The 23433-nt window shown below is 72.8% G+C and carries 20 protein-coding genes and 1 pseudogene; 14 read left to right on the top strand and 7 right to left on the bottom strand.

All coding sequences use genetic code 11. The annotated features are described in order from the left end of the window. Positions 1-48 precede the first annotated feature (48 nt). From ABD52_RS02060 to ABD52_RS02045, 5 genes and pseudogenes are all read left to right on the top strand, one after another. Complete coding sequence (locus ABD52_RS02060; RefSeq protein WP_013288157.1) at positions 49-630, top strand: nucleotidyltransferase; 582 nt, start codon at positions 49-51, stop codon at positions 628-630. Between the two features lie 56 nt (positions 631-686). After that, the gene (locus ABD52_RS02055; RefSeq protein ID WP_225319459.1) at positions 687-896 is read left to right on the top strand and encodes a hypothetical protein; all 210 of its coding nucleotides are present in this window, start codon (positions 687-689) and stop codon (positions 894-896) included. Positions 897-906: 10 nt separating this feature from the next. Further along, a pseudogene (locus ABD52_RS02050) lies at positions 907-1687 on the top strand (metallophosphoesterase). Further along, entirely contained in the window at positions 1678-1824 is a 147-nt protein-coding gene (locus ABD52_RS40040) for a GPGG-motif small membrane protein (RefSeq protein ID WP_013288160.1), read from the top strand. The pseudogene ABD52_RS02050 and the gene ABD52_RS40040 overlap by 10 nt, the downstream one beginning before the upstream one ends. A 151-nt stretch (positions 1825-1975) precedes the next feature. Continuing rightward, positions 1976-2473: a TspO/MBR family protein gene (locus ABD52_RS02045; protein WP_047890570.1), complete on the top strand. Its 498-nt coding sequence runs from the start codon at positions 1976-1978 to the stop codon at positions 2471-2473. Positions 2474-2516: 43 nt separating this feature from the next. Here ABD52_RS02045 and ABD52_RS02040 read toward each other — a convergent pair whose 3' ends face one another. Next, positions 2517-3293, bottom strand: a complete 777-nt coding sequence (locus ABD52_RS02040) for a M23 family metallopeptidase (RefSeq protein ID WP_013288162.1) — start codon at positions 3291-3293, stop codon at positions 2517-2519. Positions 3294-3530: 237 nt separating this feature from the next. On the opposite strand from ABD52_RS02040, the gene ABD52_RS02035 reads away from it, so the two are divergent. From ABD52_RS02035 to ABD52_RS02015, 5 genes are all read left to right on the top strand, one after another. Continuing rightward, positions 3531-4871: an ABC transporter substrate-binding protein gene (locus ABD52_RS02035; RefSeq protein WP_013288163.1), complete on the top strand. Its 1341-nt coding sequence runs from the start codon at positions 3531-3533 to the stop codon at positions 4869-4871. Between the two features lie 71 nt (positions 4872-4942). After that, positions 4943-5989, top strand: coding sequence for a carbohydrate ABC transporter permease (locus ABD52_RS02030; RefSeq protein WP_013288164.1), 1047 nt, complete (start codon positions 4943-4945; stop codon positions 5987-5989). A gap of 1 nt (position 5990) precedes the next feature. Next, positions 5991-6950 (top strand): carbohydrate ABC transporter permease, encoded by a 960-nt coding sequence (locus ABD52_RS02025; RefSeq protein WP_030271330.1) that lies wholly within the window; start codon positions 5991-5993, stop codon positions 6948-6950. Positions 6951-7011: 61 nt separating this feature from the next. Continuing rightward, the gene (locus tag ABD52_RS02020; RefSeq protein ID WP_013288166.1) at positions 7012-8082 is read left to right on the top strand and encodes a LacI family DNA-binding transcriptional regulator; all 1071 of its coding nucleotides are present in this window, start codon (positions 7012-7014) and stop codon (positions 8080-8082) included. Between the two features lie 41 nt (positions 8083-8123). Continuing rightward, positions 8124-9767: an alpha-amylase family glycosyl hydrolase gene (locus ABD52_RS02015; RefSeq protein WP_013475415.1), complete on the top strand. Its 1644-nt coding sequence runs from the start codon at positions 8124-8126 to the stop codon at positions 9765-9767. 58 nt (positions 9768-9825) lie between these two features. On the opposite strand, the gene ABD52_RS02010 is transcribed toward ABD52_RS02015, so the two are convergent. From ABD52_RS02010 to xylA, 3 genes are all read right to left on the bottom strand, one after another. After that, the gene (locus ABD52_RS02010; RefSeq protein ID WP_047890569.1) at positions 9826-11259 is read right to left on the bottom strand and encodes an MFS transporter; all 1434 of its coding nucleotides are present in this window, start codon (positions 11257-11259) and stop codon (positions 9826-9828) included. A gap of 109 nt (positions 11260-11368) precedes the next feature. After that, a complete protein-coding gene (gene xylB, locus ABD52_RS02005) occupies positions 11369-12811 on the bottom strand; it encodes a xylulokinase (RefSeq protein ID WP_047890568.1) in 1443 nt (480 codons plus the stop codon). An 11-nt stretch (positions 12812-12822) separates the two neighbouring features. Further along, positions 12823-14010, bottom strand: coding sequence for a xylose isomerase (xylA, locus tag ABD52_RS02000; RefSeq protein ID WP_047890567.1), 1188 nt, complete (start codon positions 14008-14010; stop codon positions 12823-12825). Positions 14011-14063: 53 nt separating this feature from the next. Here xylA and ABD52_RS01995 point away from each other — a divergent pair, with 53 nt between their 5' ends. The 3 genes from ABD52_RS01995 (at position 14064) to ABD52_RS01985 (ending at position 18152) form a co-directional block, all read left to right on the top strand. Further along, entirely contained in the window at positions 14064-15323 is a 1260-nt protein-coding gene (locus ABD52_RS01995) for an ROK family protein (RefSeq protein WP_047890566.1), read from the top strand. A gap of 133 nt (positions 15324-15456) precedes the next feature. Further along, complete coding sequence (locus tag ABD52_RS01990) at positions 15457-17124, top strand: PP2C family protein-serine/threonine phosphatase (protein ID WP_235437305.1); 1668 nt, start codon at positions 15457-15459, stop codon at positions 17122-17124. Next, positions 17121-18152, top strand: a complete 1032-nt coding sequence (locus tag ABD52_RS01985) for a B12-binding domain-containing protein (RefSeq protein WP_047890565.1) — start codon at positions 17121-17123, stop codon at positions 18150-18152. The genes ABD52_RS01990 and ABD52_RS01985 overlap by 4 nt, the downstream gene beginning before the upstream one ends. 1 nt (position 18153) lies before the next feature. Here the strand turns inward: ABD52_RS01985 and ABD52_RS01980 are convergent, their stop codons facing one another. Beyond that, on the bottom strand, positions 18154-18669 hold the full coding sequence (locus ABD52_RS01980) for a MarR family winged helix-turn-helix transcriptional regulator (RefSeq protein WP_047890564.1): 516 nt from the start codon (positions 18667-18669) through the stop codon (positions 18154-18156). A 94-nt stretch (positions 18670-18763) separates the two neighbouring features. Between ABD52_RS01980 and ABD52_RS01975 the strand changes: the two genes are divergently transcribed. Beyond that, the gene (locus ABD52_RS01975; protein WP_013288175.1) at positions 18764-19894 is read left to right on the top strand and encodes a PP2C family protein-serine/threonine phosphatase; all 1131 of its coding nucleotides are present in this window, start codon (positions 18764-18766) and stop codon (positions 19892-19894) included. A 10-nt stretch (positions 19895-19904) separates the two neighbouring features. Here the strand turns inward: ABD52_RS01975 and ABD52_RS01970 are convergent, their stop codons facing one another. Beyond that, a complete protein-coding gene (locus ABD52_RS01970; RefSeq protein WP_047890563.1) occupies positions 19905-21386 on the bottom strand; it encodes a sugar transferase in 1482 nt (493 codons plus the stop codon). 212 nt (positions 21387-21598) lie between these two features. Beyond that, a complete protein-coding gene (locus tag ABD52_RS01965; protein WP_047890562.1) occupies positions 21599-23353 on the bottom strand; it encodes a substrate-binding domain-containing protein in 1755 nt (584 codons plus the stop codon). Positions 23354-23433 lie beyond the last annotated feature (80 nt).

Below are 23433 nucleotides of genomic sequence, written 5' to 3'. Positions count from 1 at the left end.
GGTACGCATCGTGGTCCCACCGCCCACATGACGACGAGGGAGCCGCAGATGGCCGAGCGCGGGGACGAGACCCTGGTGCACACGCTGAAGAAGGTCGCCGCCGTGCTCAAACAGTCCGAGATCCCGTTCGCGCTCGGTGGCAGCTTCGCGGTGTACGCGCACGGCGGTCACTCCAGCGACCACGACGTGGACTTCCTGCTCCGCGAGGTGGACGTCGACCGGGCGCTGGAGGCGCTGGTCGAGGCCGGCTTCACCGCCGAGCGCCCGCCGGAGGACTGGCTGGTCAAGGTCTACGACGAGGACCGGATGGTGGACCTGATCCACCGGCCGGTGGAGACGCCGGTGACCGAGGAGACGTTCGCCGACACGATCGTGCGCCCGGTCGACGCGATCCACATGCCGGTGCTCTCGGCCAGCCAGCTCATGGTGCACAAGCTGCTCAGCTTCTCCCAGCACTACTGCGACTTCGCCCGCGCCCTGCCGCTGGCCCGCTCGCTGCGGGAACAGATCGACTGGGAACGGGTACGGAAGGAGACGCAGCACTCGCCGTACGCGGAGGCGTTCCTGGTGCTGCTCGACCGGCTGGACGTGCTGCCCGGCGGCGCGCCCGGAGGAAGGGAGACCCTGTGACCGGACTGTCCGGCGACGTTCCCCCCGACGAGTACGTCGAGGCGGAGATCCAGAGCATGCTGGCCGAGGACCCGACCGTGGCCGAGCAGGGCATCACGGTGGTGCGGCGGGAGAACGGGCTGGTGCTCTACGGCGAGGTGGAGAGCCCGCACCGGCGGGAGGAGATCCTGCGGCGGGTGGCCGAGCGCTTCCCGGACACCCACGTGACGAGCGACATCGGGGTGATCCGCACGCAGGCGCCCACCCAGGTCGAGGAGTTGCCGTGAGGGAGGTTCGATGGTGATCCGGATCGCCGCCGTGGGCGACGTGCATCTGGACGAGGACGTGGTGGGCCGGTTCCGCCCGGCGCTGGAGGAGTTGCCCGGCTGCGCCGACGTGCTCCTGCTCGCCGGTGACCTGACCCGGCACGGCACCGAGGCCGAGGCGCGGTGCGTGGCCCGGGAGTTCGGCGACCTCGGCGTACCGGTGATCACCGTGCTCGGCAACCACGACCACCAGTGCGACGAGGTGCCGCAGGTGGTGAAGGTGCTGGAGGACGCCGGGATCACGGTGCTGGAGGGCACCGGCGTCGTGGTGGACACCCCCGGCGGACGGCTCGGGGTCGCAGGCGTGAAGGGGTTCGGCGGCGGGTTCGCCGGGCGGTGCGCCAGCGACTTCGGCGAGCCGGAGATGAAGGCGTTCGTGCGGACCACCAGGGAGAGCGCCGACGCGCTGACCGACGCGCTGCTCTCGCTGGACTGCGACGCGCTCGTCGCGCTCACCCACTACTCCCCCGTACCGGACACGCTCGCCGGCGAGCCGCTGGAGATCTACCCGTTCCTCGGCTGCTACCAGCTCGGTCAGGCGATCGACTCCGCACCTACCGCGCTGGCGCTGCACGGGCACGCCCACCACGGCACCGAGCGCGGCACCACACCGGGCGGGGTCCGGGTCCGCAACGTGGCCCACCCGGTGATCAAACAGGCGTACAGCGTCTTCCACCTGGGCGGTGATCAGCTCGACTGAGCGGGAGGTTTCCGGTATCGGGCGCACGGGTATCCAGCCGACATGGAGCTGATTCTCTGGATTCTCGCAGTCGTACTGGTGGTCGCCGGAATTCTCGCCCTGTTCCGCCGGCAGATCCTCTGGGGCATCGTCCTCATCGTCGTCGGCCTGCTGGTCGGCCCGGGTGGCGTCAGCATCTTCAACACGTAACAGCGGTTCTCGTACCCGCCGGGGTCGCCGGGCCCGGGTGTTCCGTCCTGCCGGACCGGAACGTCCGGGCCGGGTGACTCCGGCTTTTCCGCGTCCGGGTCCGGCGGCGCCCGGGCGTTTGCCGGGCCGGTCGAGCGGAAACATCTCGGCCATGGAGATGTCGCAGAGTGTCACCCGGCGCACCGCCGGAGCCCGCCAGTGGTTGGCGTTGCTCGGCTTCGGCGCCGCCACCTTCGCCGCCGCCGCGATCGGCGGGCTGGGTGTCCAGGGCACCTCCGCCGAGTACCAGGGCCTGGAGCAGCCCGCCTGGGCGCCGCCGTCGTGGCTGTTCGGCCCGGTCTGGACCGTGCTCTACGTGCTCATCGCGATCGCCGGCTGGCTGGTCTGGCGGCGGGTCGGTTTCGGCCCCGCGCTCTGGGCCTGGGTCGTGCAGCTCGTGCTGAACGCGATCTGGACCCCGCTGTTCTTCGGCGCCGGGGCGTACGGGCTGGCGTTCGCCGAGATCGTGCTGATGTGGCTGGCGATCGGGGTGACGGTGGCCCTGTTCCGGCGCGTCTCCCGGCCGGCCACGCTGCTGATGCTGCCGTACTGGGCCTGGGTGACGTTCGCGTCCGCGCTGAACTTCGCGGTATGGCGGCTGAACTCCTGACCGGTACGGGCGCGGGAGCCGCTCGCCCCCGCGCCCGCCGGGTTCAGCAGCGGGGTACGCCCGGGATGTAGCCGTCGTACCCGGTGTAGACGTACGCGTCGGAGATGAACCGGCCGGAGCCGATCCGGTCCCAGATCGAGCTGGTGCCGTACGTGCCGGTGACGCTGGTGCCGCTGGTCTGGCACTGGATGGTCACCTTCGCCCCGTCGGCCACCGTGCCGACCGAGCTGTAGCCGGTGCCGGGGCCGGAGCGGACCGTCAGCGGGGAGCCGGCCGTGTTGACGGTGCCCTCGCCGGTGTTCGTCCCGCCGCAGCCGTTGTCACTGGTGTAGGTCTTGGTGCCCCAGTAGAGCGCCTGGACGCCGTTGAACTTGATCTTCACAGAGCTGCCGTTGAGACGCTGCTCGTAGTGCAGGTGCGGGCCGGTGGAGCCGCCGGTCGTGCCGACGTACCCGATCACCCGGCCGTAGCCGACGGTCTGCCCGACGGAGACGTTGAAGGCGTTCAGGTGGGCGTAGTAGGTGGTGTGACCGCCGCCGTGGTTGATCCGGACGTACTTGCCGTAGCTGGTGTCGCCGAGGTTGGTCACCACGTCGACAGTGCCGGGTGCGCTGGCGACCACCGGGTCGCCCAGGTCGTCGGTGCGGTTGAAGTCGATCGCGTTGGCCGGGCTGTGGTTGGTCCGGGTCTGACCGGACCAGGACTGGTTGCACGGGAACGGGACCTTGAACGTCGGGGCGGCCATCGCCGGCGCGGCCGGTACGAGGGTCGCCGCCAGGACCGCGGCGCTCGCCCCGAGGGCGAGCCATCGCTTACGCATCCACTGCCTCCAATGTTGAAAGTCTTCAATGTGATGCGGACATCCTGACAGAAAGTTCCGTTCCCGGGAAGATTCGTGGGAGCGCACCCATCACCGGTGGTCAGGGTTTCGGGATTGTTACCGGGCCGTGTCCGGCCAGGGGTGGACCCGGCACGATGCAAGCGCTTACATGTGAGGACGACCATCGGACCGGCGCGGGTTCGATCCCCCCACGCGCCGGCAAGGAAGGAGATCGGCATGGCGTTTGCCAGATCGCGCCAGGCGCTCGCGGTCGCCGGCGTCCTGGGGCTGGCGCTCGGCGTCGCCGCCTGCGGCACCGGCAACGACAAGAAGAGCAGCAACGCGGGCTCGGCCGAGTGCGGCGCATATGAGAAGTACGACGGTCACGACGGCAAGAAGGTGACCATCTACTCCTCGATCCGTGACATCGAGGACGAGCGCCTCCAGCAGTCCTGGAAGGAGTTCGAGGACTGCACCGGCATCGAGATCGACCACGAGGGCTCCGGCGAGTTCGAGGCGCAGCTGCCGGTGCGGGTGGACGGCGGCAACGCCCCCGACCTCGCCTTCATCCCGCAGCCGGGTCTGCTGAAGCGGTTCGTCGACTCGGGCAAGCTCAAGCCGGTCGGCGCCGACACCAAGGCGATGGCCGAGCAGAACTACTCCGCCGACTGGCTGAAGTACAGCACCGTCAACGGCCAGCTCTACGGCGCCCCGCTCGGCTCGAACGTGAAGTCCTTCGTGTGGTACTCGCCGAAGACCTTCAAGGAGAAGGGCTGGACGGTCCCCACCACGTGGGACGACATGATCAAGCTCTCCGACCAGATCGCGGCCAGCGGCACCAAGCCGTGGTGCGCCGGCATCGAGTCCGGTGACGCCACCGGCTGGCCGGCCACCGACTGGATCGAGGACGTGCTGCTGCGTACCGGCGGCCCGGACGTCTACGACAAGTGGACCACCCACGAGATCCCGTTCAACGACCCGCAGGTGGCTGACGCCCTCAACCGGGCCGGCAGCATCCTGAAGAACGAGAAGTACGTCAACGGCGGCTTCGGCGGCGTGAAGAGCATCGCCACCACCTCCTTCCAGGAGGGCGGCACGCCCATCACCGCCGGCAAGTGCGCGCTGCACCGCCAGGCGTCCTTCTACGCCAACCAGTGGCCCGAGGGCACCAAGGTGGCCGAGGACGGCGACGTCTTCGCGTTCTACTTCCCGGCCATCGACCCGTCGAAGGGCAAGCCGGTGCTGGGCGGCGGCGAGTTCGTCGCGGCCTTCGCCGACCGTCCCGAGGTCCAGGCGGTGCAGACCTACCTGGCCTCCGGCGAGTACGCCAACAGCCGCGCCAAGATCGGTGACTGGGTCTCCGCGAACAAGAAGCTGGACCTGAACAACGTCCCGAACCCGGTGGACAAGCTCTCCGTGGGCATCCTCCAGGACGAGAAGACGGTCTTCCGCTTCGACGGCTCGGACCTGATGCCGGCCGCGGTCGGCGCCGGCACCTTCTGGAAGGGCATGGTGGCCTGGATCAACGGCAAGGACACCACCGCCGTCCTGAACGACATCGAGGGCAGCTGGAAGTGATCTAGCAGGTGGCCCGGTCCGCGGACGCGGACCGGGCCACCTCTGCTAGCCGAACCCTTGAGGGAGGGTCGATGGAGTTCGACTTCGCGGCGGAGCAGCCGAAGTTCCTCATGCTCATGTACGGGCTGATCGCCTTCGTCGCGGTGGTGGGCGGGCTGCTCCTGCTTCTCGACGTGGTGCCGTCGTTCTTCGCCCGGCGCCGGGAGGCGCAGCTGGTCGCGGCCTCCGCGAGCGGCGCGCCGCTGCCCCGCCGGCGCAAGCAGCGCGAGGGCACGTTCGCGTTCTTCTTCCTGTTGCCGACGCTGCTGCTGCTCGCCGTCGGGCTGGTGGTCCCCGCCATCCGCACCACGCTGCTCTCCTTCATGGACTCCGGCAGCAACAACTGGGTGGGCCTGGACAACTACCGCTGGATGTTCGCCGAGGACTCGATCGTCCGGGTCCTGATCAACACGCTGATCTGGGTGCTCCTGGTGCCGCTGGTGGCCACCGGGTTCGGCCTGATCTACGCGGTCCTGGTGGACAAGGCCCGGTTCGAGGCCGTGGCCAAGTCCCTGATCTTCCTGCCGATGGCGATCTCGTTCGTCGGCGCCTCCATCATCTGGAAGTTCGTCTACGCCTACCGGGGCGAGGGCGACCAGATCGGCCTGCTCAACCAGATCGTGGTGAGCCTGGGCGGCGAGCCGAAGCAGTGGCTGCTGGACTCGCCGCTGAACACGTTCCTGCTCATCGTGATCATGGTGTGGATCCAGGCCGGTTTCGCGATGGTGGTGCTCTCCGCCGCGATCAAGGCCATCCCGGCCGACATCGTCGAGGCGGCCCGGCTGGACGGCACCACCCCGTGGCAGATGTTCTGGCGGATCACCATGCCGAGCATCCGGCCGGCGCTGATCGTCGTGGTGGTGACGCTGTCCATCGCGACGCTCAAGGTCTTCGACATCGTCCGGACCGCCACGAACGGCAACTACGACACGAACGTGATCGCGACCGAGATGTACAACCAGGCGTTCCGCTACCAGGAGAACGGTCAGGGCTCGGCGCTGGCGGTGTTCCTGTTCGTCCTGGTGATCCCGATCGTGATCTACCAGATCCGCAACCTGCGCAAGCAGCGGGAGGGCTGAGATGACCACCGCCACGCCCACCGTCGGAGTCGGCGCCCAGGCCACCGAGCCGACCACCCGGGGCGCCCGGGTGCGCAAGCGCCTGAACAGCCGTACCGCCACGCTCGTGTCGATCGTGATCGCGGTGCTCTGGACGATCCCGACCTTCGGCCTGTTCATCTCCTCGATCCGGCCGGAGAACGAGATCAAGACCACCGGGTGGTGGACGTTCTTCAGCAACCCGCAGATCACGCTGGAGAACTACCAGGAGGTGCTGTTCAGCCGCGGCTCGTCCGGGCAGCTGGCCAGCTACTTCATCAACTCGCTGGCGATCACCATCCCCTCGGTGCTCTTCCCGCTGGCCTTCGCGTCGCTCGCCGCGTACGCGCTGGCGTGGATGAACTTCAAGGGGCGGGACTGGGTCTACATCGGGATCTTCGCGCTGCAGATCGTGCCGTTGCAGATGGCCCTTGTGCCGCTGCTGCGGTTCTTCTCCACCGGCGTCACCATCGCCGGGGTGCAGATCCTCCCCGCGTGGGACCTGGTCGACGAGCAGAAGTTCGCCCAGGTGTGGTTCGCGCACACCTGCTTCGCGCTTCCGTTCGCCGTGTTCCTGCTGCACAACTTCATCTCGCAGCTCCCCGGCGACCTGATGGAGGCGGCCCGGGTCGACGGGGCCACCCACCCGAAGATCTTCCGCACCATCGTGCTGCCGCTGATCACGCCCGCGCTGGCGGCGTTCGGCATCTTCCAGTTCCTCTGGGTCTGGAACGACCTGCTGGTCGCGCTGATCTTCGCCGGCGGCGGCGACGAGACCGCCCCGATGACAGTCCGGCTGGCAGAGCTGGCCGGCACCCGCGGCAACGAGTGGCAGCGGCTGACGGCCGGCGCGTTCGTGTCGATCGTCGTACCGCTGATCGTGTTCCTGTCCCTCCAGCGCTTCTTCGTGCGAGGTCTGCTCGCCGGCAGCGTCAAGGGTTGATCCGGCGCCCCGCCGCCGGCACGGCCGGCGGCGGGGTCCGGGTCACAGCGGGGAGCTCACGATGACCAGGATTGACGACGTCGCCCGTCTGGCCGGGGTCTCCACGGCCACCGTCTCCCGGGCGCTGCGGGGCCTGCCGACGGTCTCGGCCGCGACCCGCCGCCGGGTGCTCGCCGCCGCCGAACAGCTCCAGTACGCGGTGTCGCCCAGCGCGAGCCGCCTGGCCGGCGGCCGGACCGGCACCGTGGCGGTCGTGGTGCCCCGGATCACCAGATGGTTCTTCGGCACCGTGGTGGAGGCGGTCGAGGAATTCCTCCAGGACAGCGGCTACGACCTGCTGCTCTACAACCTCGGCGGCCGGGAGCAGACCCGGCAGCGGGTGCTGCGCACGGCGAGCCTGCACAAGCGGGTGGACGCGATCATCCTGGTCGCGACCCCGCTGCGCGCGGCCGACGTGCACGCGCTGACGAAGCTGGACCTGCCGGGCGTGACGATCAGCTCCGGCAGCGAGGTGCCCGGGTGGCCCTGCGTCCGGATCGACGACGTGGCCGCTGCCCGGACCGCCACCCGCCACCTGCTCGACCTCGGCCACACCCGGATCGCGCACATCTCCGGCGACCCGGACGACGAACTGGCCTTCACCACCCACCTGGACCGGCGACGCGGCTACCAGGAGGCGTTGCGGGCCGCCGGGCTGCGGCCCGACCCGAGCCTCGACGTCGAGTCGCGCTTCACCATCGACGGGGGCACCCGGGCCACCACCGAGCTGCTGGCCCGGGGCGAGCCGCCGACGGCCATCTTCGCCGCCTGCGACGAGATGGCGATGGGCGCGATCACCGCGCTGCGCGACGCCGGGCTGCGGGTGCCGGAGGACGTGAGCGTGATGGGCATCGACGACCACGACCTGGCCGGCGTGCTCGGGCTCTCGACGATCGCCCAGCCGGCCGCCGAGCAGGGGCTGCTCGCCGCCCGCATCCTGCTCGACCCGCTCGGCGTACGGGCCGCCGAGCCGTACCCGGGCCTGGTGCCCGCGCCGCGCGGCCCCGACACCGACGACGGGACACCGCCCCCGGTGATCCTGCCCACTCGCCTGGTGGTGCGCGAATCGACAGCGCCGCCCCGGGCACACTGAAGAACTCGCTCGTCCCGCACCACCCAGACAGGAGTAAGGCGCTGAACACCGACGCGACGCAGCAGGCCCCGGGCACCGGCTGGTGGACCGAGGCGGTCATCTACCAGGTCTACCCGCGCTCGTTCGCCGACTCCGACGGCGACGGGATCGGCGACCTGCCGGGCATCACGTCCCGGCTCGACCACCTCGCCGAGCTGGGAGTCGACGCGCTCTGGCTGTCCCCGTTCTACCCGTCCCCGCAGGCCGACGCCGGGTACGACGTGTCCGACTACCGCGACGTCGACCCGCTGTTCGGCACGCTCGCCGACGCCGACAAGCTGATCGCCGAGGCGAAGGCCCGCGGGCTGCGGGTGATCGTCGACCTGGTGCCCAACCACACCTCCTCCGCGCACCGCTGGTTCGAAGCGGCAGTCGCCGCCGCGCCGGGCAGCCCGGAACGGCAGCGCTACGTCATCCGCGACGGCAGGGGCCCGGACGGCGCCGAGGCACCGAACGACTGGGTGAGCGTGTTCGGCGGCCCCGCCTGGACCCGGCTGCCGGACGGGCAGTGGTACCTGCACCTGTTCGACTCCGGCCAGCCCGACCTCAACTGGGACAACCCGGAGGTGCGCGAGGAGTTCCTCGACGTGCTGCGCTTCTGGCTGGACCGGGGCGTGGACGGCTTCCGGGTGGACGTGGCGCACGGCCTGATCAAGCAGGCCGACCTGGCCGACTGGCAGGAGCCGCAGGAGATCCTCTCCGGCAGCGAGGTGGACAAGCCGCGCCCGCCGATGTGGGACCAGGACGGCGTGCACGAGATCTACCGGGAGTGGCGGCGGGTGCTCGACTCGTACCCCGGTGAGCGGATCCTGGTCGCCGAGGCGTGGGTGGAGCCGGCCGAGCGCCTGGCCCGGTACGTGCGCCCGGACGAGATGCACCAGGCCTTCAACTTCGAGTACCTGCTGGCCGCGTGGACCGCGCCGGCCCAGTACGCGGTGATCACCCGCTCGCTGGAGGCCACCGACTCCGTCGGTGCGCCCACCACCTGGGTGCTGTCCAACCACGACGTGGTGCGGCACGCCTCCCGGCTCGGGCTCGGCACCGCCGGCGGCCGGGCCAACGGCGTCGGCGTGGACGACCCGCAGCCGGACGCCGCGCTGGGCCTGCGCCGGGCCCGGGCGGCCAGCCTGCTGATGCTCGCGCTGCCCGGCTCCGCCTACCTCTACCAGGGTGAGGAACTGGGGCTGCCGGAGCACACCACGCTGCCCGACGAGGCCCGCCAGGACCCGACCTGGAAGCGCAGCGGGCACACCGAGCGCGGCCGGGACGGCTGCCGGGTGCCGATCCCGTGGGAGGCCGACGCCCCGTCGTACGGCTTCGGGCCGACCGACGCGAGCTGGCTTCCCCAGCCGCCGGTGTGGGCCGAGTACGCGCTGGACCGGCAGCGCGGCGTGCCCGGCTCGACGTACGAGCTGTACCGGACCGCGCTGCGGCTGCGCCGCGAGCACGCGCTGGCCCGGGGCCCGCTGCGGTTCCTGACCTCCGGCGACGAGGTGCTCACGTTCACCAACGGCGACCTCACCGTGCTGACCAACTTCGGTGCCGACCCGGCGCCGTTGCCGGCCGGCGCGCAGGTGCTGGTGTCGAGCGCGCCGCTGGACACCGCCGCGGTGCCGACCGACGTCACGGTCTGGTTCCGGGTGTAAGGAAGGGCCCCTTCTTAACGCCTCCGGTAGAGCAGGGGCCCCTTCTTAACACGCACCGTTAAGAAGGGGCCCTTCCTTCCTCCAGGCGGTCGGCGCGGGCGTGCAGCAGGTCGTGCACCTGCGCGATGTCCCGCGGCGACGTACGCGCGGCCAGCCAGTACATGATCCCGGTCGGGATGAAGAAGAGCTGGAACGCGGCCAGCCCGACCGCGTAGTTCAGCGGCGGCGGGAAGGCCGCCCGCAGCCCTGCGAACGCCACGCCGACCAGCCCGTTGCCCGCCGCCCGGCCCACGCCGTTGACCAGGTTGCCCAGGCTGTAGACGGTGCCCCGGTGCTCGGGCGGGTTGACGTCGGCGATCAGGGCGAACCAGTTCGGCGAGTTCGCCGACGTCAGCGCCAGCGCCACCACGGCGGTGAGCAGGCTCAGCCCCACCGACGGCTCGGTCAGCACGCTGGACAGCACGGCTGTCACCACCGCGCCGGAACCGGCGCCGTCGGGCACGTCGATGCGGATCGGCACGAAGAACAGGACCAGGTAGAACGGCAGCGCCGCGAGGATGCCGACGGCCGCGACCATGGCCCGGCCGCTGGGCGTACGCCGTTGCAGCGCGTCACCCACCAGACCGCCCACGATGGACAGCACGCCGCCGAGCTGGAACAGGGTGGCGAAGACGCTGCCCACCACCACGGCCGTGGCGGGTGAGTAGCCCTGCGCCTCGGCCCGCTGGCTGAACAGCACCGGCAGCCATACCAGCGAGCCGAACGCGGCCTGGGCGGTCAGCCCCTGCATGATCAGCCAGCGGTTGGTCCGGCGGGCCAGGATCCGGGGCAGGTCGGCACGGCTGATCCGGTAGTCGTACTCGTTCCCGGCGTCGATCGCCCCGGCCAGCTCCGGTTCGCTCTGCCCGCGCCGGATGTCGTAGGTGAACAGGTACGCCACTGTGGCGGCCAGGCCCACGCCGGTCAGCAGCAGGAACGGCCGCCGCCAGTCGATCGCGCCGAGCACGCCGCCGAGCAGCGTCCCGGCCAGCGTGCCGACGCCCTGGGACAGCCCCCAGAAGCTCATCACCAGGCCCCGGCGGCGCGGTGAGATCAGGTCGGTGACCACCGAGAAGCCGACCGAGCCCACCGCGCCGAGCCCGACCGCGCCGACGAACTGCGCGACCAGGAACGTCGCGTACCCCCCGGCGAGCGCGCTGCCCCCGGTGCCGGCCGCCCAGAGCAGCGTGCCGACCATGAGCAGCGGCTTGCGGTTGGTGCGGTCCCCCACGTACGCCCAGCCCACCGCCGCCACCGCGCTGACCAGGAAGCTGACGGCGGTGACCAGGCCGAGCATCCGCTGGGGTACGTCGAGGGCGGTGGAGATCGGCCCGTACAGCGGGGGCACCAGGCCGATCGCCACGTTGTCCAGCGAGGCGAGCACCACGAAGACCACGACGCTGTAGAACCGGTGTGCCGTGTTCCCGCGCCGGGAGATCCTCGTGCCCTTCATGCAGGGCAGCCAATCAGGTGCAGGCCGGATCCGGGACACCGCCCCCGGCCGGCGCGCGTGTTAAGAAGGGGCCCCTCCTCTACCGCAGGCGTTAAGAAGGGGCCCTTCCTTACCCCCGGGCGTGGGCGTAGCGCTCGCGGATGGCGGGGACCGCCTCGCCGGTGTACTCCTCGGTGTCGCCGATCGACCAGGCGGGCGGGGTGTCGCCGCCGAGCGCCACCCAGGCGGCCTGCCGGGCCGCGCCGTCGGCCACGTACTCGCCCGGCGGCGGCACCACCACCGGGCGGCCGAAGACCTGCGGCGCGATCCGGCGCACCGCCGCGGACCGGGCGCCGCCGCCGACCAGGATGATCCGGTCGGCGCGGGCACCCTGTGCGATGAGCGCGTCCAGGCCGTCGGCCAGCCCGCAGAGCATGCCCTCCACCGCGGCCCGGGCCAGGTGCGCCGGGGTCGAGGTGTGCAGCGTCAGGCCCTTCAGCTCGCCGGTGGCGTGCGGCCGGTCCGGCGTCCGCTCCCCTTCCAGGTACGGCACCAGCACCAGCCCGTCCGCGCCGGGCGGGGCGGACAGGGCCAGCTCGCCGAGCCGGTCGAGGTCGACGCCGAGCAGCGTCGCGGCGGCGTCCAGCACCCGGGCGGCGTTGAGCGTGCACACGAGCGGCAGGTACCGGCCGGTGGCGTCGGCGAACCCGGCCACCGCGCCGGTGGAGTCGGCGGCCGGCGTGTCCGCCACCGCGAAGACGGTGCCGGAGGTGCCGATCGAGACGACCACGTCGCCCGGACCGGCCCCGGCGCCGAGCGCCGCGGCGGCGTTGTCCCCGGTCCCCGGCCCGAGGAGCACCGGGCCTCCGGACGGACCGGCCGCGCCGGACGCCGAACCACCGCCGAGCACCGCCGGGTCGAGATGCCCGGCCGCCTCGGCGGGGCCGAGCACGACCGGCACCTTCGGGCGCCGGCCGAAGGCCCGCTCCAGCAGGTCCAGCCGGTACTCGCCGGTGCGCGGCGACCAGTAGCCGGTGCCGCTGGCGTCGCCCCGGTCGGTACGCAGCGCGTCCAGCCCGGGCGCGCCTGCGAGCCGCCAGGTGAGCCAGTCGTGCGGCAGGCAGACGGCGGCGACCCGGTCGGCGTTGTCCGGCTCGTGCCGGGCCAGCCAGCGCAGCTTCGTCGCGGTGAAGCTGGCCACCGGCACCGCGCCGGTCGCCTCGGCCCAGAACCGGCGGCCGGTCTCCCCGCCGCCGGCCTCCTCGACCAGTTCCCGGGCCGCGTCGGCGGAGCGGGTGTCGTTCCACAGCAGCGCCGGGCGGACCACCTCACCGGAGGTGTCCAGGCAGACCATGCCGTGCTGCTGGCCGCCGACCGAGACGGCGGCCACGTCGCCCAGGCCACCGGCCTCGGCGACCGCCGCCCGCAGGGCCTCCCACCAGGCGTACGGGTCGACCTCGGTGCCGGGCGGGTGCGGCGCGCGGCCCTGCCGGACCAGCGCGCCGGTCTCCGCGTCCCGGACGACCACCTTGCAGGACTGGGTCGACGAGTCGACCCCCGCGACGAGCGGCATGGCGGGCCGCCTCAGCGCGCGCCGAGCACGTGCTCGACGGCGAGCTGGTTGAGCCGGACGAAGCCGAAGCCCTTCGCCCCGGCGGCCTCCGGGTCGAACTCCTCGAACGCGGTCCGGTCGGCCAGCAGCTCGCGGTAGCCCTCACCGGGGTTGAGCGTCGGGGTGGCCAGCTCGGCCACCCGGGCGGCGGCGAGCGCCTCGACCACCTCCGGGTCGGCGCGGAACGCCGCGGCCCGCTCCTTGAGCAGCAGGTACGTGCGCATGTTCGCCTCGGCGGAGGCCCATACGCCGGTCATGTCCTCGGTGCGGGACGGCTTGTAGTCGAAGTGGCGCGGGCCGTCGTAGGCCGGGCCGCCGTTCGGGCCGCCGTGCTCCAGCAGGTCGACCAGGGCGAACGCGTTGAGCAGGTCGCCGTGGCCGAAGACCAGGTCCTGGTCGTACTTGATGCCGCGCTGGCCGTTGAGGTCGATGTGGAACAGCTTGCCCTGCCAGAGCGCCTGGGCGATGCCGTGGGCGAAGTTCAGCCCGGCCATCTGCTCGTGCCCGACCTCCGGGTTGAGCCCGACCATCTCGGGGCGGGCCAGCGTGGAGATGAAGCCGAGCGCGTGGCCGACGGTGGGGAGCAGGATGTCGCCGCGGGGCTCGTTCGGCTTGGGCTCCAAGGCGAAGCGCAGGTCGTAGCCGTTGTCGACGACGTACTCGCAGAGCAGGTCGACGGCTTCGCGGTAGCGGTCCAGCGCGGCCTGGACGTCCTTGGCGACGTCGTACTCGGCGCCCTCCCGGCCGCCCCACATGACGAACGTCTTCGCGCCCAGCTCGGCGGCCAGGTCGATGTTGCGCAGCACCTTACGCAGCGCGTAGCGGCGCACGTCGCGGTCGTTGCTGGTGAAGCCGCCGTCCTTGAACACCGGGTGGGTGAACAGGTTGGTGGTGACCATCGGCACGACCAGGCCGGTCTCGTCGAGCGCCTTGCGGAAGCGGCTCAGCCGGGCGTCGCGGGTGGCGGCGTCCGCGCCGAACGGGACCAGGTCGTCGTCGTGGAAGGTGATGCCGTACGCGCCCAGCTCGGCGAGCCGGTGCACCGCCTCGACGGCGTCCATCTCGGGCCGGGTGGCGTCGCCGAACGGGTCACGGGCCGGCCAGCCCACCGTCCAGAGACCGAAGGAGAACTTGTCCGCGGGGGTGGGGCGGGGTGCCATGGCAGACCTCCAGGTGGTGGTGTCGTCCGCGATTTGTTCAGCGGTTGAATTAAATGGCGGCGATGTGGCAGTGTCAAGAGGTGACAAGCGCCAGCACCGCCGGGGCGGTCCGGCAGGGCAGCCTGCGCGAGTTGAACCTCGCGGTGGTGCTGCGGCGGATCGCCGCCGCCGACCGGCCGCCCTCGCGCGCCGGGATCGCCGCCGACACCGGCCTGACCCGGGCAACCGTCTCCGCCGTGGTGGACGACCTGATCGCCGGCCGGCTGGTCGCCGAGGCGGAGCCGGAGCCGCGTACCGGGGCGGGCCGCCCGGCCCGGGGCCTGGTGCTCGCCTCCGACGGCCCGGCCGGGCTCGGCCTGGAGGTCAACGTCGACTACCTGGCGGCCTGCGTGGTCGACCTGACCGGCACGGTCCGGCACCACCTGGTCCGCCGCGCCGACCTGCGCCCGGTCTCCCCCGCCGACGCGCTCGCCCGGCTCGCCGCGCTCGCAGCCGAGGCGCGTGCTGCCGCCGTACGCGACGGGCTGACCCTGGCCGGCGCGGCGCTCGCCGTGCCCGGCCTGGTGGGCGACGGCGGCCTGGTCCGGCTCGCACCGAACCTCGGCTGGCGGGACGTGGACGTGCCGGCGCTGCTGGCCGGGCACCCGCTGGCCGAGCCGGTCGACGGGGTGCCGCCGCTGGTGGTCGACAACGAGGCCAACCTGGCCGCCCTCGGCGAGCTGTACGCCGGCCCGGCCGGCCCGCGCAGCTTCCTGCACGTCACCGGCGAGATCGGCATCGGCGCCGGGATCGTGCTCGACGGCGCGCTCTACCGGGGCGCGCGCGGCTGGAGCGGAGAGATCGGTCACTTCCCGGTGCAGCCGCAGGGGCGGCCGTGCCGCTGCGGCGGCCAGGGCTGCCTGGAGCGGTACGCGGGCCAGGAGGCGATCCTCGCCGCCGCCGGGCTGCCCGGCGCGGAACTGCCTGCTGACACCGCCGCCACCCGGCTCGCCGACCTCGCCGAGGCCGGTGACCCGGCCACGCTGACCGCCCTGACCGATGCCGGCACCGCCCTCGGGGTCGCGGTGGCGGGCGTGGTGAACCTGCTGGATCTGGACACCGTGGTGCTCGGTGGCGGATACGCCCGGCTCGCGCCCTGGCTGCGGCCGACTGTGGAGGCGGAGGTCTCCCGCCGGGTGCTCACCGCCGGGTGGGCGCCGGTCACTGTGCGGCCGGCCGTGCTCGGCGCACAGTCCGCGGCGGTCGGCGGCGCCGGGTCGGTGGTCCGCCGGATCGTCGACCGGCCGGTGGGCTGGCTGGCCCGGACCACCTGACCCGGGATGATCCTCGACGGGCATTCCGTGCCTGCGCTCGGTACGCTTGCCGCCGGGCAACAAGTCCGCCGAGCGAGGGGTGCACCGACAGCATGCGCAGGGGTCGACCGACCGAAGCGCCCGGCCACCGGAGGTGACCGCCGCGCGCCGGGGCGGTGTCGCGGGGCCGGTCAGCGGCGGTGGACACGCCTCGCGGAGACGGCCCCGGCGGGTTGCCGAGGCCGCGCTACCGGCTGACGACCGTCTGGCCCGGGAGCTGCTGGACGGGCTCGCCGAGGCCGTCGTGACGGTCGACCACGCAGGCGTGGTGACGCTCGTCAACGCGATGGCCGCCGACCTGCTCCCCGAGGTGGCGCCCGGCGTCGACCTGGCCGCGTGCCGGGTACCGGCGCTGGCCGGCGCGGCCGCCGCCGGATCGGACGCGTTCGAGACCGAACACCACGGCCGGCGGCTGCGCGGCCTGCGGCGTCCCCTGGCCGACGACCGCAGCGCCTGGTACGTGCGGGACGTCACCGAGGAACACGCGCGCACCGACGCGCTGCTGGCCGAACGGTCGCGCACCGCGTTCCTCGCCGAGGCGGGCAGCCGGCTCGGGCTGTCCCTGCACCGCGAGCAGACGCTGCGTACCGCCGTGACGCTGCCGGTGCCCTACCTGGCCGACGCGGCAGTCGTGGTGCACCTCCCGCCTCCGCCCGCCGAGGACCAGCCGCACTGGATCCGGTACGCCACCGGCGATCCCGGCCCGGTCACCGGCCAGGCCGGCTGGCACACGGTGGAGTCCGTCCCCGGCCTGGTCGAGGCGCTCGAAGGCGACCTCACCGAACCGAGTCCCTGGCTGGACGCCGAGCTGGCCGACCTGGCCGAGGTGCTGCCCGCCGGGTTCGGCCGCCCGGGCACCGTGTTGATCAGCCCGATGCCCAGCGCGGGCGGCCCGGCCGGCGCGCTGGTGCTGGCCCGCCGCCGGGAGCGGCCCGGTTTCGACAAACGGGAGATCGGCCTGGCCCGGGAGTTCGCCGGCCGGGCCGGCGCCGCGCTGGCCGCAGCCGAGCTGTACGGCGAGCAGGCGCACCTGGCCCGGGTGCTCCAGAACAGCCTGCTCCCGCCGGCGCTGCCCCGCCTGCCCGGGATGACGCTCGCCGGCGGTTACCGCGCCGCCGGGGACAGCCTGCGCATCGGCGGCGACTTCTACGACCTGTTCCCCACCGGCGACGGCGGCCTGTTCGCGCTCGGCGACGTCTGCGGCAAGGGCGTCGGTGCGGCCGTGCTGACCGGCCGGGTCCGCCAGTCGCTGCAGACCCTGCGCCTGGTCGAGCAGCGTCCCCGGGAACTGCTGGAGCTGCTCAACCGGGCGCTGCTGGACGCTCCCGACGCGGCCCGCCGGGCCCAGTTCACCACGCTACTGCTCGGCGCGCTGCGCCGTGAGCCGGACGGCGGGCTGCTGATCCGGGTGGCGGGTGGCGGGCACCCCGCTCCGCTCGTCGTCCGTGCCGGCGGCGGCGTCGAGACGATCCGGGTGGGCGGCATGCCGGTGGGCGCGCTCACCGACGCCCGGTTCGCCGACGCCGAGGTCCGGCTGGCCCCGGGTGACCTGCTGCTGGCGTACACCGACGGGGTGACCGAGGCCCGGGGCGGCCCGACCGAGCCGGCCATGTTCGGCGACGCCCGGTTGCGTCAGGCGCTCGCCACCGGCACCGGGCTTCCGCCCGCCGCGCTCGTGGACCGGGTGCTCCAGCTCGTCGACGAGTGGCTGGACGGGCAACCCCACGACGACATCGCCATGCTCGCCGTGGCGGCCGGGTGACACCACCGCCGCCTGACCGCCCCACCCCCGCGGCCGGACGCCGGATCGGGCCGGAGACGCTCGCCGCGTACCTCGACCACCTGGACGCCGCCGACCGGTCCGGCGCTGTGGCGCTGGCGCGCGGCCTGCTGGCGGACGGCTTCTCGGTCGCGGACGTCCTGGTCGACCTGGTCGCGGTGGCGCAGCGGGAGGTCGGCCGGCGCTGGCTCACCGGCTCGTGGAGCGTCGCCCAGGAGCACGCCGCCACTCACGTCAGCGAGCAGGTGGTGGACGCGCTGGGCGCGACGGTCGGCCCACCGCGACGCGGGCACGTGGTGATGGCCTGCGTGGAGGGCGAGTGGCACGCGCTGGCCGCCCGCATCGTCACCGAGGTGGTCCGGGCCGCCGGCTGGCGGGTGACGTTCCTCGGCGCCAGCGTGCCGGCCCGGCATCTGGTCTCCTACCTGCACCAGACCGGCCCGGACGCGGTGCTGCTGAGCTGCGTGCAGCCGAACCGGCTGGTCCGGGCGGCGCGGATGGTGGAGGCCAGCCGCGCGGCCGGTGTGCCGGTGCTCGCCGGTGGTCCCGGCTTCGGCCCGGACGGCCGGTGGGCCACCGCGATCGGCGCGGCGGGCTGGGGCGCCAGCGCCCGGGACGCGGTGGCGCTGCTGGAACGGCCGTTGTCGGCCGCGCACACCGGTGCGCCGCCGCCCCCGTCCGACGACGCGTACGTGGCGGTACTGCACCGGCGGCGTGAGCTGGTCGGGCTCGCGCTCGCCGCGGTGGACCCGCCGCAGGAGAGCGCCGAGGAGGTCGCCGCCGGCATCGCGCACCTGGTGGACGCGCTGATCGCGGCCGTGCGGGTGGACGACGACCGGCTGCTGCGCGACTTCGTCGGGTGGCAGGAGGAGGCGCTGACCTCCCGGGGCGGCCGGGCGCTGCTGGACGAGGTGCTCGGCACGCTGGAACGGGCGCTCACCGAGCATCCCCGGGTGGTGGCCCGGCTGCGGGCCGCCCGCGAAGCCGCGCCGGACGGCCGTTCAGGCTGAGTCAGGCGGTACGGGCCACCGGCGGCTCACCGGACGGCCGGGCGGGGTCGCCGATCCGTTCCCCGGACGGTTGCAGCATCGGCCAGCCCTCCGCCACCGGGGCCTCGCCTCGCCGGCCCACCTCGTCGAACTCGCGCATGCCGCGTACCAGCGCGGCCCGGCCCTCCGGGCTCATCCCGGCCAGGATCCGCTCCAGCCGGTGCCGCCGGTCGGCACGCAGCTCGCCGAGGAGCCGGAGGGCGGCGGGCGTGAGGTGCAGCGAGATCTCCCGCCGGTCGTAGCGGCCCGGCTCGCGTTCCAGCATCCCGGCCGCGACGAGCCGGTCGCACAGCCGGCTGGCGGAGGAGAGCAACATGTCGGTGAGGGTGGCGAGCCGGCGGAGGTTGATGCCGTCATACTGCTCGACGACCATGATCGCGCGTAGCTGGGCACTCGACAGCCGGCTGGTGGTGCGCTCCCGGGCCGCCTCCCAGACGGCGAGCAAGGTGCCTGCCGCCTCGTCCAGTGCGGCGGACATACTCGTTTCAGGTTCCCGGGGACTGCGCTCTTCGGTCATGGTGGCCCGAGACTACTCCCCGGATCTGCCCGGCGACCTGTGCAAAGGAGCAAAGATGAGCGGAGCGGAGGGCCGCGCGCGCCGGGTCCTGACCGAGGCGCCGACGGATCTCATCGTGGACCGGCTCGCCGCCGAGCTGGCGCGCACGTACGGCGTCGCCCGCACCGAGCTGTACCAGGTCGACTACCGGCTCGCCGAGCTGCTGCCGCTGGATGACGGCCCGTCGGTCACCGGCCCCGGCCACCCGGCCTGGCGCGCCTTCGATCACCAGGAGCCGGTGATCGCCGACGGCGTCGGCTGGTTCCCGGTGGGCATGCGCGGCGAACGCCGGGGCGTGCTGAAGGTCTCGCCGGTACCCGCCGACCCGCACGCCCGCCGGGAGCTGGACACCATCGCCACTGTGCTCGGGCACGAGCTGAGCGCGGTCACGGCGACCACCGACATCTACCGCACCGCCCGGCGCAGCCGGCGGCTCACGCTGGCCGCCGAGATGCAGTGGGAGCTGCTGCCCGGGCGCAGCCGGATCCGGCCGTCGTTCAGCCTGGCCGGGCAGTTGGAGCCGGCGTACGCGGTGCGCGGGGACAGCTTCGACTGGTCCGACGACGGTCACCGGCTCTGGCTGGCGGTGCTGAACGGCTACGGCGAGGGGGTTGCGGCGGCGCTGCTCGCCTCGCTGGCCACGTACGCGCTGCGCAACGCGCGCCGGGCCGGGCTCGACCTGGCCGACCAGGCGGCGCTGGCCGACCAGGCGATCTACGCCCAGCACCGGGGCGAACAGCACGTCTCCGTGCTCCTGATCGAGCTGGACCTGGCCACCGGCGAGATGACTGTGGTCGACGCCGGTTCACCGCGGCTGCTGCGGCTGCGGGCCGGTGAGGTGACCGAGCAGGAGCTGGACAAGCAGTTCCCGCTCGGCATGTTCGAGGGCACCGACTACCGCCCGCAGCGGTTCCGGCTGGAGCGCGAGGACCGGCTCTTCGTGGTCAGCGACGGCGTGATCGACGCCACCACCGAGCAGGTGCGCTACGGCGAGGTGGCGCTGGACCGGTTCCTGCGCCGGACCGGCCCGATGGAGCCGCTGGACGCGGTCCGGTCGCTGATCGGCGACCTGCGGGCCTTCGTCGCCGGTGACCTTGTGGACGACGCGGTGGTGGTCTGCCTGGACTGGCTCGGGCCGCAGCCCTGACCCGCCCCCCTCAGTACGCGCCGCGGCTGTTGAGCACCGCGCCGAACGTCTTCCAGAGGATGGTCAGGTCCGCGGCCAGCGACCAGTTCTCCACGTAGTAGAGGTCCAGCCGGATGCCGTCCTCCCAGCTCAGGTCCGACCGGCCGCTGACCTGCCAGAGGCCGGTCATGCCGGGCTTGACCAGCAGCCGGCGTGCCACGTCGCCGTCGTAGCGGGCCACCTCGGACGGCAGCGGCGGGCGCGGACCGACCAGGCTCATCTGGCCGAGCAGCACGTTGGCGAGCTGGGGCAGCTCGTCCAGCGACCACTTGCGCAGCAGCCGGCCGACCCGGGTGACGCGCGGGTCGTCGCGCATCTTGAACATCAGGCCGTCGGTCTCGTTGCGCGCGGCCAGCTCGGCGAGCAGGGCGTCGGCGTTGACCACCATGGTGCGGAACTTGAAGACGCCGAACTCCTCGCCGCCCTGGCCGACCCGGGTCTGCCGGAACAGCACCGGGCCACGGCTGTCGATCTTGATGGCCAGCGCGATCACGATCAGCAGCGGCGCCAGGACGAGCAGGGCGATCAGCGAGAGGGACCGGTCGACGAAGCCCTTGACCAGCTTGCGGGCGCCGCGGAACTCGGGCGCCTCGACGTGGATCAGCGGCAGGCCGGCGACCGGACGGGTGTGGATGCGGGGGCCGGCCACGTCGGTGAGCGCCGGCGCCACCACCAGGTCGACGCCGGTGCCCTCCAGCTGCCAGCCGAGGCGGCGCAACCGGGTCGCGGTCAGCTCGCCCGAGGCGGTGACCGCCACCGTGTCGGCGCCGATCGCGGTGGCGGCCTCCGGGATGCCCCGGAAGCTGCCGACCACCGGCACGTCGCCCAGCCGCTGCGGCACCGGGGCGAGCAGCGCGTCCGGGATGCACGCGCCGACCACCTGGTAGCCGGCGTACGGCTCCCGGCGCAGCGTGTGCACCAGCTCCAGCACGTGCGCGGTGTCGCCCACCACGAGCACCTTGCGGGACCAGCCGGCGCCCCGGTCGCGGGCCCGGTGCAGCCGCTTGCGGGCCGCGAACCGCGCCACCTCCAGGCCGATCGTGCCGACGGCGAAGGAGATGGCCAGGAAGCCCCGGGAGACGCCGACGTCGGCGATGTACCCGGCGATGGCGATGCCGCCGGCGAGCCGCATGCTGGCCGCGCTGACCCGGCGGTACTCGTCGGCGCCGTAGCCGAGCACCTGGTCGTCGTAGCACCGCATCGCCTTGAGCGAGACGAGCCAGACCAGCAGGAGCGCCGGGGCGACCACCACGTACGGGATCTCGGAACCGGTCGGCTCCTCGTCGCCGAACCGGGCCAGGTAACCGACCAGGATGGCCACCGCGAGCACGGCGGTGTCCAGCACCACCAGGATCCGGATGTAGGCCCGCTCCGCGGCTCGTGTCGTCTTGCCGGGGCGTTCACCACCGGGTCGCGACGACGTGGCAGGAGTCAACAGCGTCGCCGAGGTCACCGGCCCTCCCCACTTCGCTCAGGACCGCCCCGTCGCCGCCCGGCTCCGGTGTGGAGCCCGCGGTCGAGGCACCCGGTCATCATGCCTGGACAATTATGGTTACCGATTGATTCGGACGCATTACCGTCAGTTCTCATCCCGCGCCTTGACCCGGGAAGCCTTCCGCCGTACCGGATTTCCGGTACGGCGGAAGACTAGCGCTGAGCTTCAGGTCAGCGGGGGGCGGGCGGCCGGAGCGCGATCGCCCGGAGGAAGATCTCGCCGATCTTGCTGGGGTCGGTGGTGACGAAGGCGCCACCGCCGGTGACCTTGGTGATCGACTCCAGCTCGGCCCGGTTCACCTCGGTGCCGATGCCGATGATGACGACCTGGACCGGCTGCTCGTCGTCCTTCAGCTTCTTCAGCTGGTCCAGCAGCGCCTTCTGCGAGATGCCGTCGTCGTCCTCGTTCTTGCCGTCGGTGAACAACACGATCGAGTTGACCTTGCCCGGCTCCCAGTCCTGCTGCACCTTCTTGTACGCCGCGAGCATGGTGTCGTACAGGCCGGTGTCGCCGCTGGAGGGCTTGATCGAGGCCAGGCCGCGCTGGAGCGCCCCCCGATTGCTCGACAACGGCTTTATTCCGACCAGCTCGCTCCAGTCCTGCGAGCCCTGGAGGTTGGTGGAGAACGTCCAGAGGCCGATCGACCAGGAGTCGTCGAACAGCCCGAGGCCCTGGCTCGCGGCGGCGACTGTGACCTGCTCCCGGCTCGCGCCGTTGGCGGTAGCGACCGGCTTCTTCATCGAGCCGGACACGTCGATGACGCAGAGCATCCGGCCCGACTGCGTGGCCACCGACCAGGTCGTGGTCGCGGTCGAGATGGCACCCGGGTCGAGGTCGGCCGCGCCGCCCTGACCCGACGGCGGCACCTGGCTCGCGCCGCCGTTGGCCGGGCTCGGCGCGCCGGTCGGCGCCTGGAAACCCCGCCCCCAGTTGCCGTCCGGCGCGCGCAGCGCCTGCGAGGCGAGCCGGTCCTTGAAGCCCGGCGTACGCAGGACCTCGAAGAGCACCTTGGCGGCGGACGCCTTGGCCGGCTCGATGCCGGGCAGCACCGCGAACGGGTAGTCCAGCGGGATCGGCGCCGGCTCCAGGTAGAGCGCGGCGAGCCGGATCGGCGGCTTGGTGCTGTTGTAGGCGATCACGTCCTCCTCGGACAGCGCCGCCGCCCCCAGCCCGTTGGCGATCGCCGTCGGGTCCGACGAGCGCGGGAACCGCGCGAGGAGGTCCTGCCGCAGCGAGGAACGGTTGGTCGCCAGCGCCCGCAGTGCGCCGACCATCGCCTCCTGCGCCTTCGGCGAGCCGGACTCGCCGGTGGAGCTGGCCGCGGCGGTCAGCGACAGCAGGCCGGACAGGCCAGCCGCGTCCTGGGTCGGCTCGACGATCCCGGCCCGCAGCGGCTTGCTGGCGGTGACCTGGGTCAGCAGGTCGGACCAGCGGAGCTTCTTGTCCGGCCACCCGATGCGCGAGGCCACCGGCTCGGGCAGCGCCACCACGACCGGGCTGCGGGCGATCGAGGCGCCGTTCGTCGGCGCGAACGCGCTGGCCCCGCCGCTCTTGAGCCGGACCAGCCAGGTCGACGAGTCCGGCACCCAGACGTCGGGGGTGACAGCGGTGCCGCTGGCCTGCCCGACGCCGGCGAGCGTGGCGCCGTGCTTGCTCGCCACCGCGGCGGCCACCTCGACCGACTCGGACGAGGAGACGTTCACCGCGATGCAGGTCCCGCCCACCGCCGCACCGTCGGCGACCCACTGGTCGGCGGCGGCGCGCACCGCGGGGGCGATCTCCGGGGCGGTCGCCACCGACAGCTCGATCCGGCCCGAACAGTTCGGGCCGGCCAGCTGCTGGTAGCCGAACCAGGAGCCGGCTACGACGGCGACCAGGGCGGCCGCCACGGCGGCGGCACCTGCTCCGCGGAGGTGAGAACGCATGCGATGGCGGCCAGACACGGTGACCATCTTGCGTACCTCGTGGGGTTACCACCACAACCGTTCGGACGAAAGTTACGCAG

It is taken from the genome of Micromonospora sp. RV43, from assembly GCF_001029515.1.
In the GTDB taxonomy this organism is placed as follows: Bacteria; Actinomycetota; Actinomycetes; order Mycobacteriales; family Micromonosporaceae; genus Micromonospora; species Micromonospora aurantiaca.
This window is presented reverse-complemented; position numbering and strand designations above follow the sequence as displayed.

Excerpts from the sequence above, each read along its gene's own strand:
- ABD52_RS02060 (WP_013288157.1), top strand. The coding sequence starts at position 49 with ATGGCCGAGCGCGGGGACGAGACCCTGGTGCACACGCTGAAGAAGGTC.
- ABD52_RS02055 (WP_225319459.1), top strand. The coding sequence starts at position 687 with ATGCTGGCCGAGGACCCGACCGTGGCCGAGCAGGGCATCACGGTGGTG.
- ABD52_RS40040 (WP_013288160.1), top strand. The coding sequence starts at position 1,678 with ATGGAGCTGATTCTCTGGATTCTCGCAGTCGTACTGGTGGTCGCCGGA.
- ABD52_RS02045 (WP_047890570.1), top strand. The coding sequence starts at position 1,976 with ATGGAGATGTCGCAGAGTGTCACCCGGCGCACCGCCGGAGCCCGCCAG.
- ABD52_RS02040 (WP_013288162.1), bottom strand. The coding sequence starts at position 3,293 with ATGCGTAAGCGATGGCTCGCCCTCGGGGCGAGCGCCGCGGTCCTGGCG.
- ABD52_RS02035 (WP_013288163.1), top strand. The coding sequence starts at position 3,531 with ATGGCGTTTGCCAGATCGCGCCAGGCGCTCGCGGTCGCCGGCGTCCTG.
- ABD52_RS02030 (WP_013288164.1), top strand. The coding sequence starts at position 4,943 with ATGGAGTTCGACTTCGCGGCGGAGCAGCCGAAGTTCCTCATGCTCATG.
- ABD52_RS02025 (WP_030271330.1), top strand. The coding sequence starts at position 5,991 with ATGACCACCGCCACGCCCACCGTCGGAGTCGGCGCCCAGGCCACCGAG.
- ABD52_RS02020 (WP_013288166.1), top strand. The coding sequence starts at position 7,012 with ATGACCAGGATTGACGACGTCGCCCGTCTGGCCGGGGTCTCCACGGCC.
- ABD52_RS02010 (WP_047890569.1), bottom strand. The coding sequence starts at position 11,259 with ATGAAGGGCACGAGGATCTCCCGGCGCGGGAACACGGCACACCGGTTC.
- xylB (WP_047890568.1), bottom strand. The coding sequence starts at position 12,811 with ATGCCGCTCGTCGCGGGGGTCGACTCGTCGACCCAGTCCTGCAAGGTG.
- xylA (WP_047890567.1), bottom strand. The coding sequence starts at position 14,010 with ATGGCACCCCGCCCCACCCCCGCGGACAAGTTCTCCTTCGGTCTCTGG.
- ABD52_RS01995 (WP_047890566.1), top strand. The coding sequence starts at position 14,064 with ATGGCGGCGATGTGGCAGTGTCAAGAGGTGACAAGCGCCAGCACCGCC.
- ABD52_RS01980 (WP_047890564.1), bottom strand. The coding sequence starts at position 18,669 with ATGTCCGCCGCACTGGACGAGGCGGCAGGCACCTTGCTCGCCGTCTGG.
- ABD52_RS01975 (WP_013288175.1), top strand. The coding sequence starts at position 18,764 with ATGAGCGGAGCGGAGGGCCGCGCGCGCCGGGTCCTGACCGAGGCGCCG.
- ABD52_RS01965 (WP_047890562.1), bottom strand. The coding sequence starts at position 23,353 with ATGCGTTCTCACCTCCGCGGAGCAGGTGCCGCCGCCGTGGCGGCCGCC.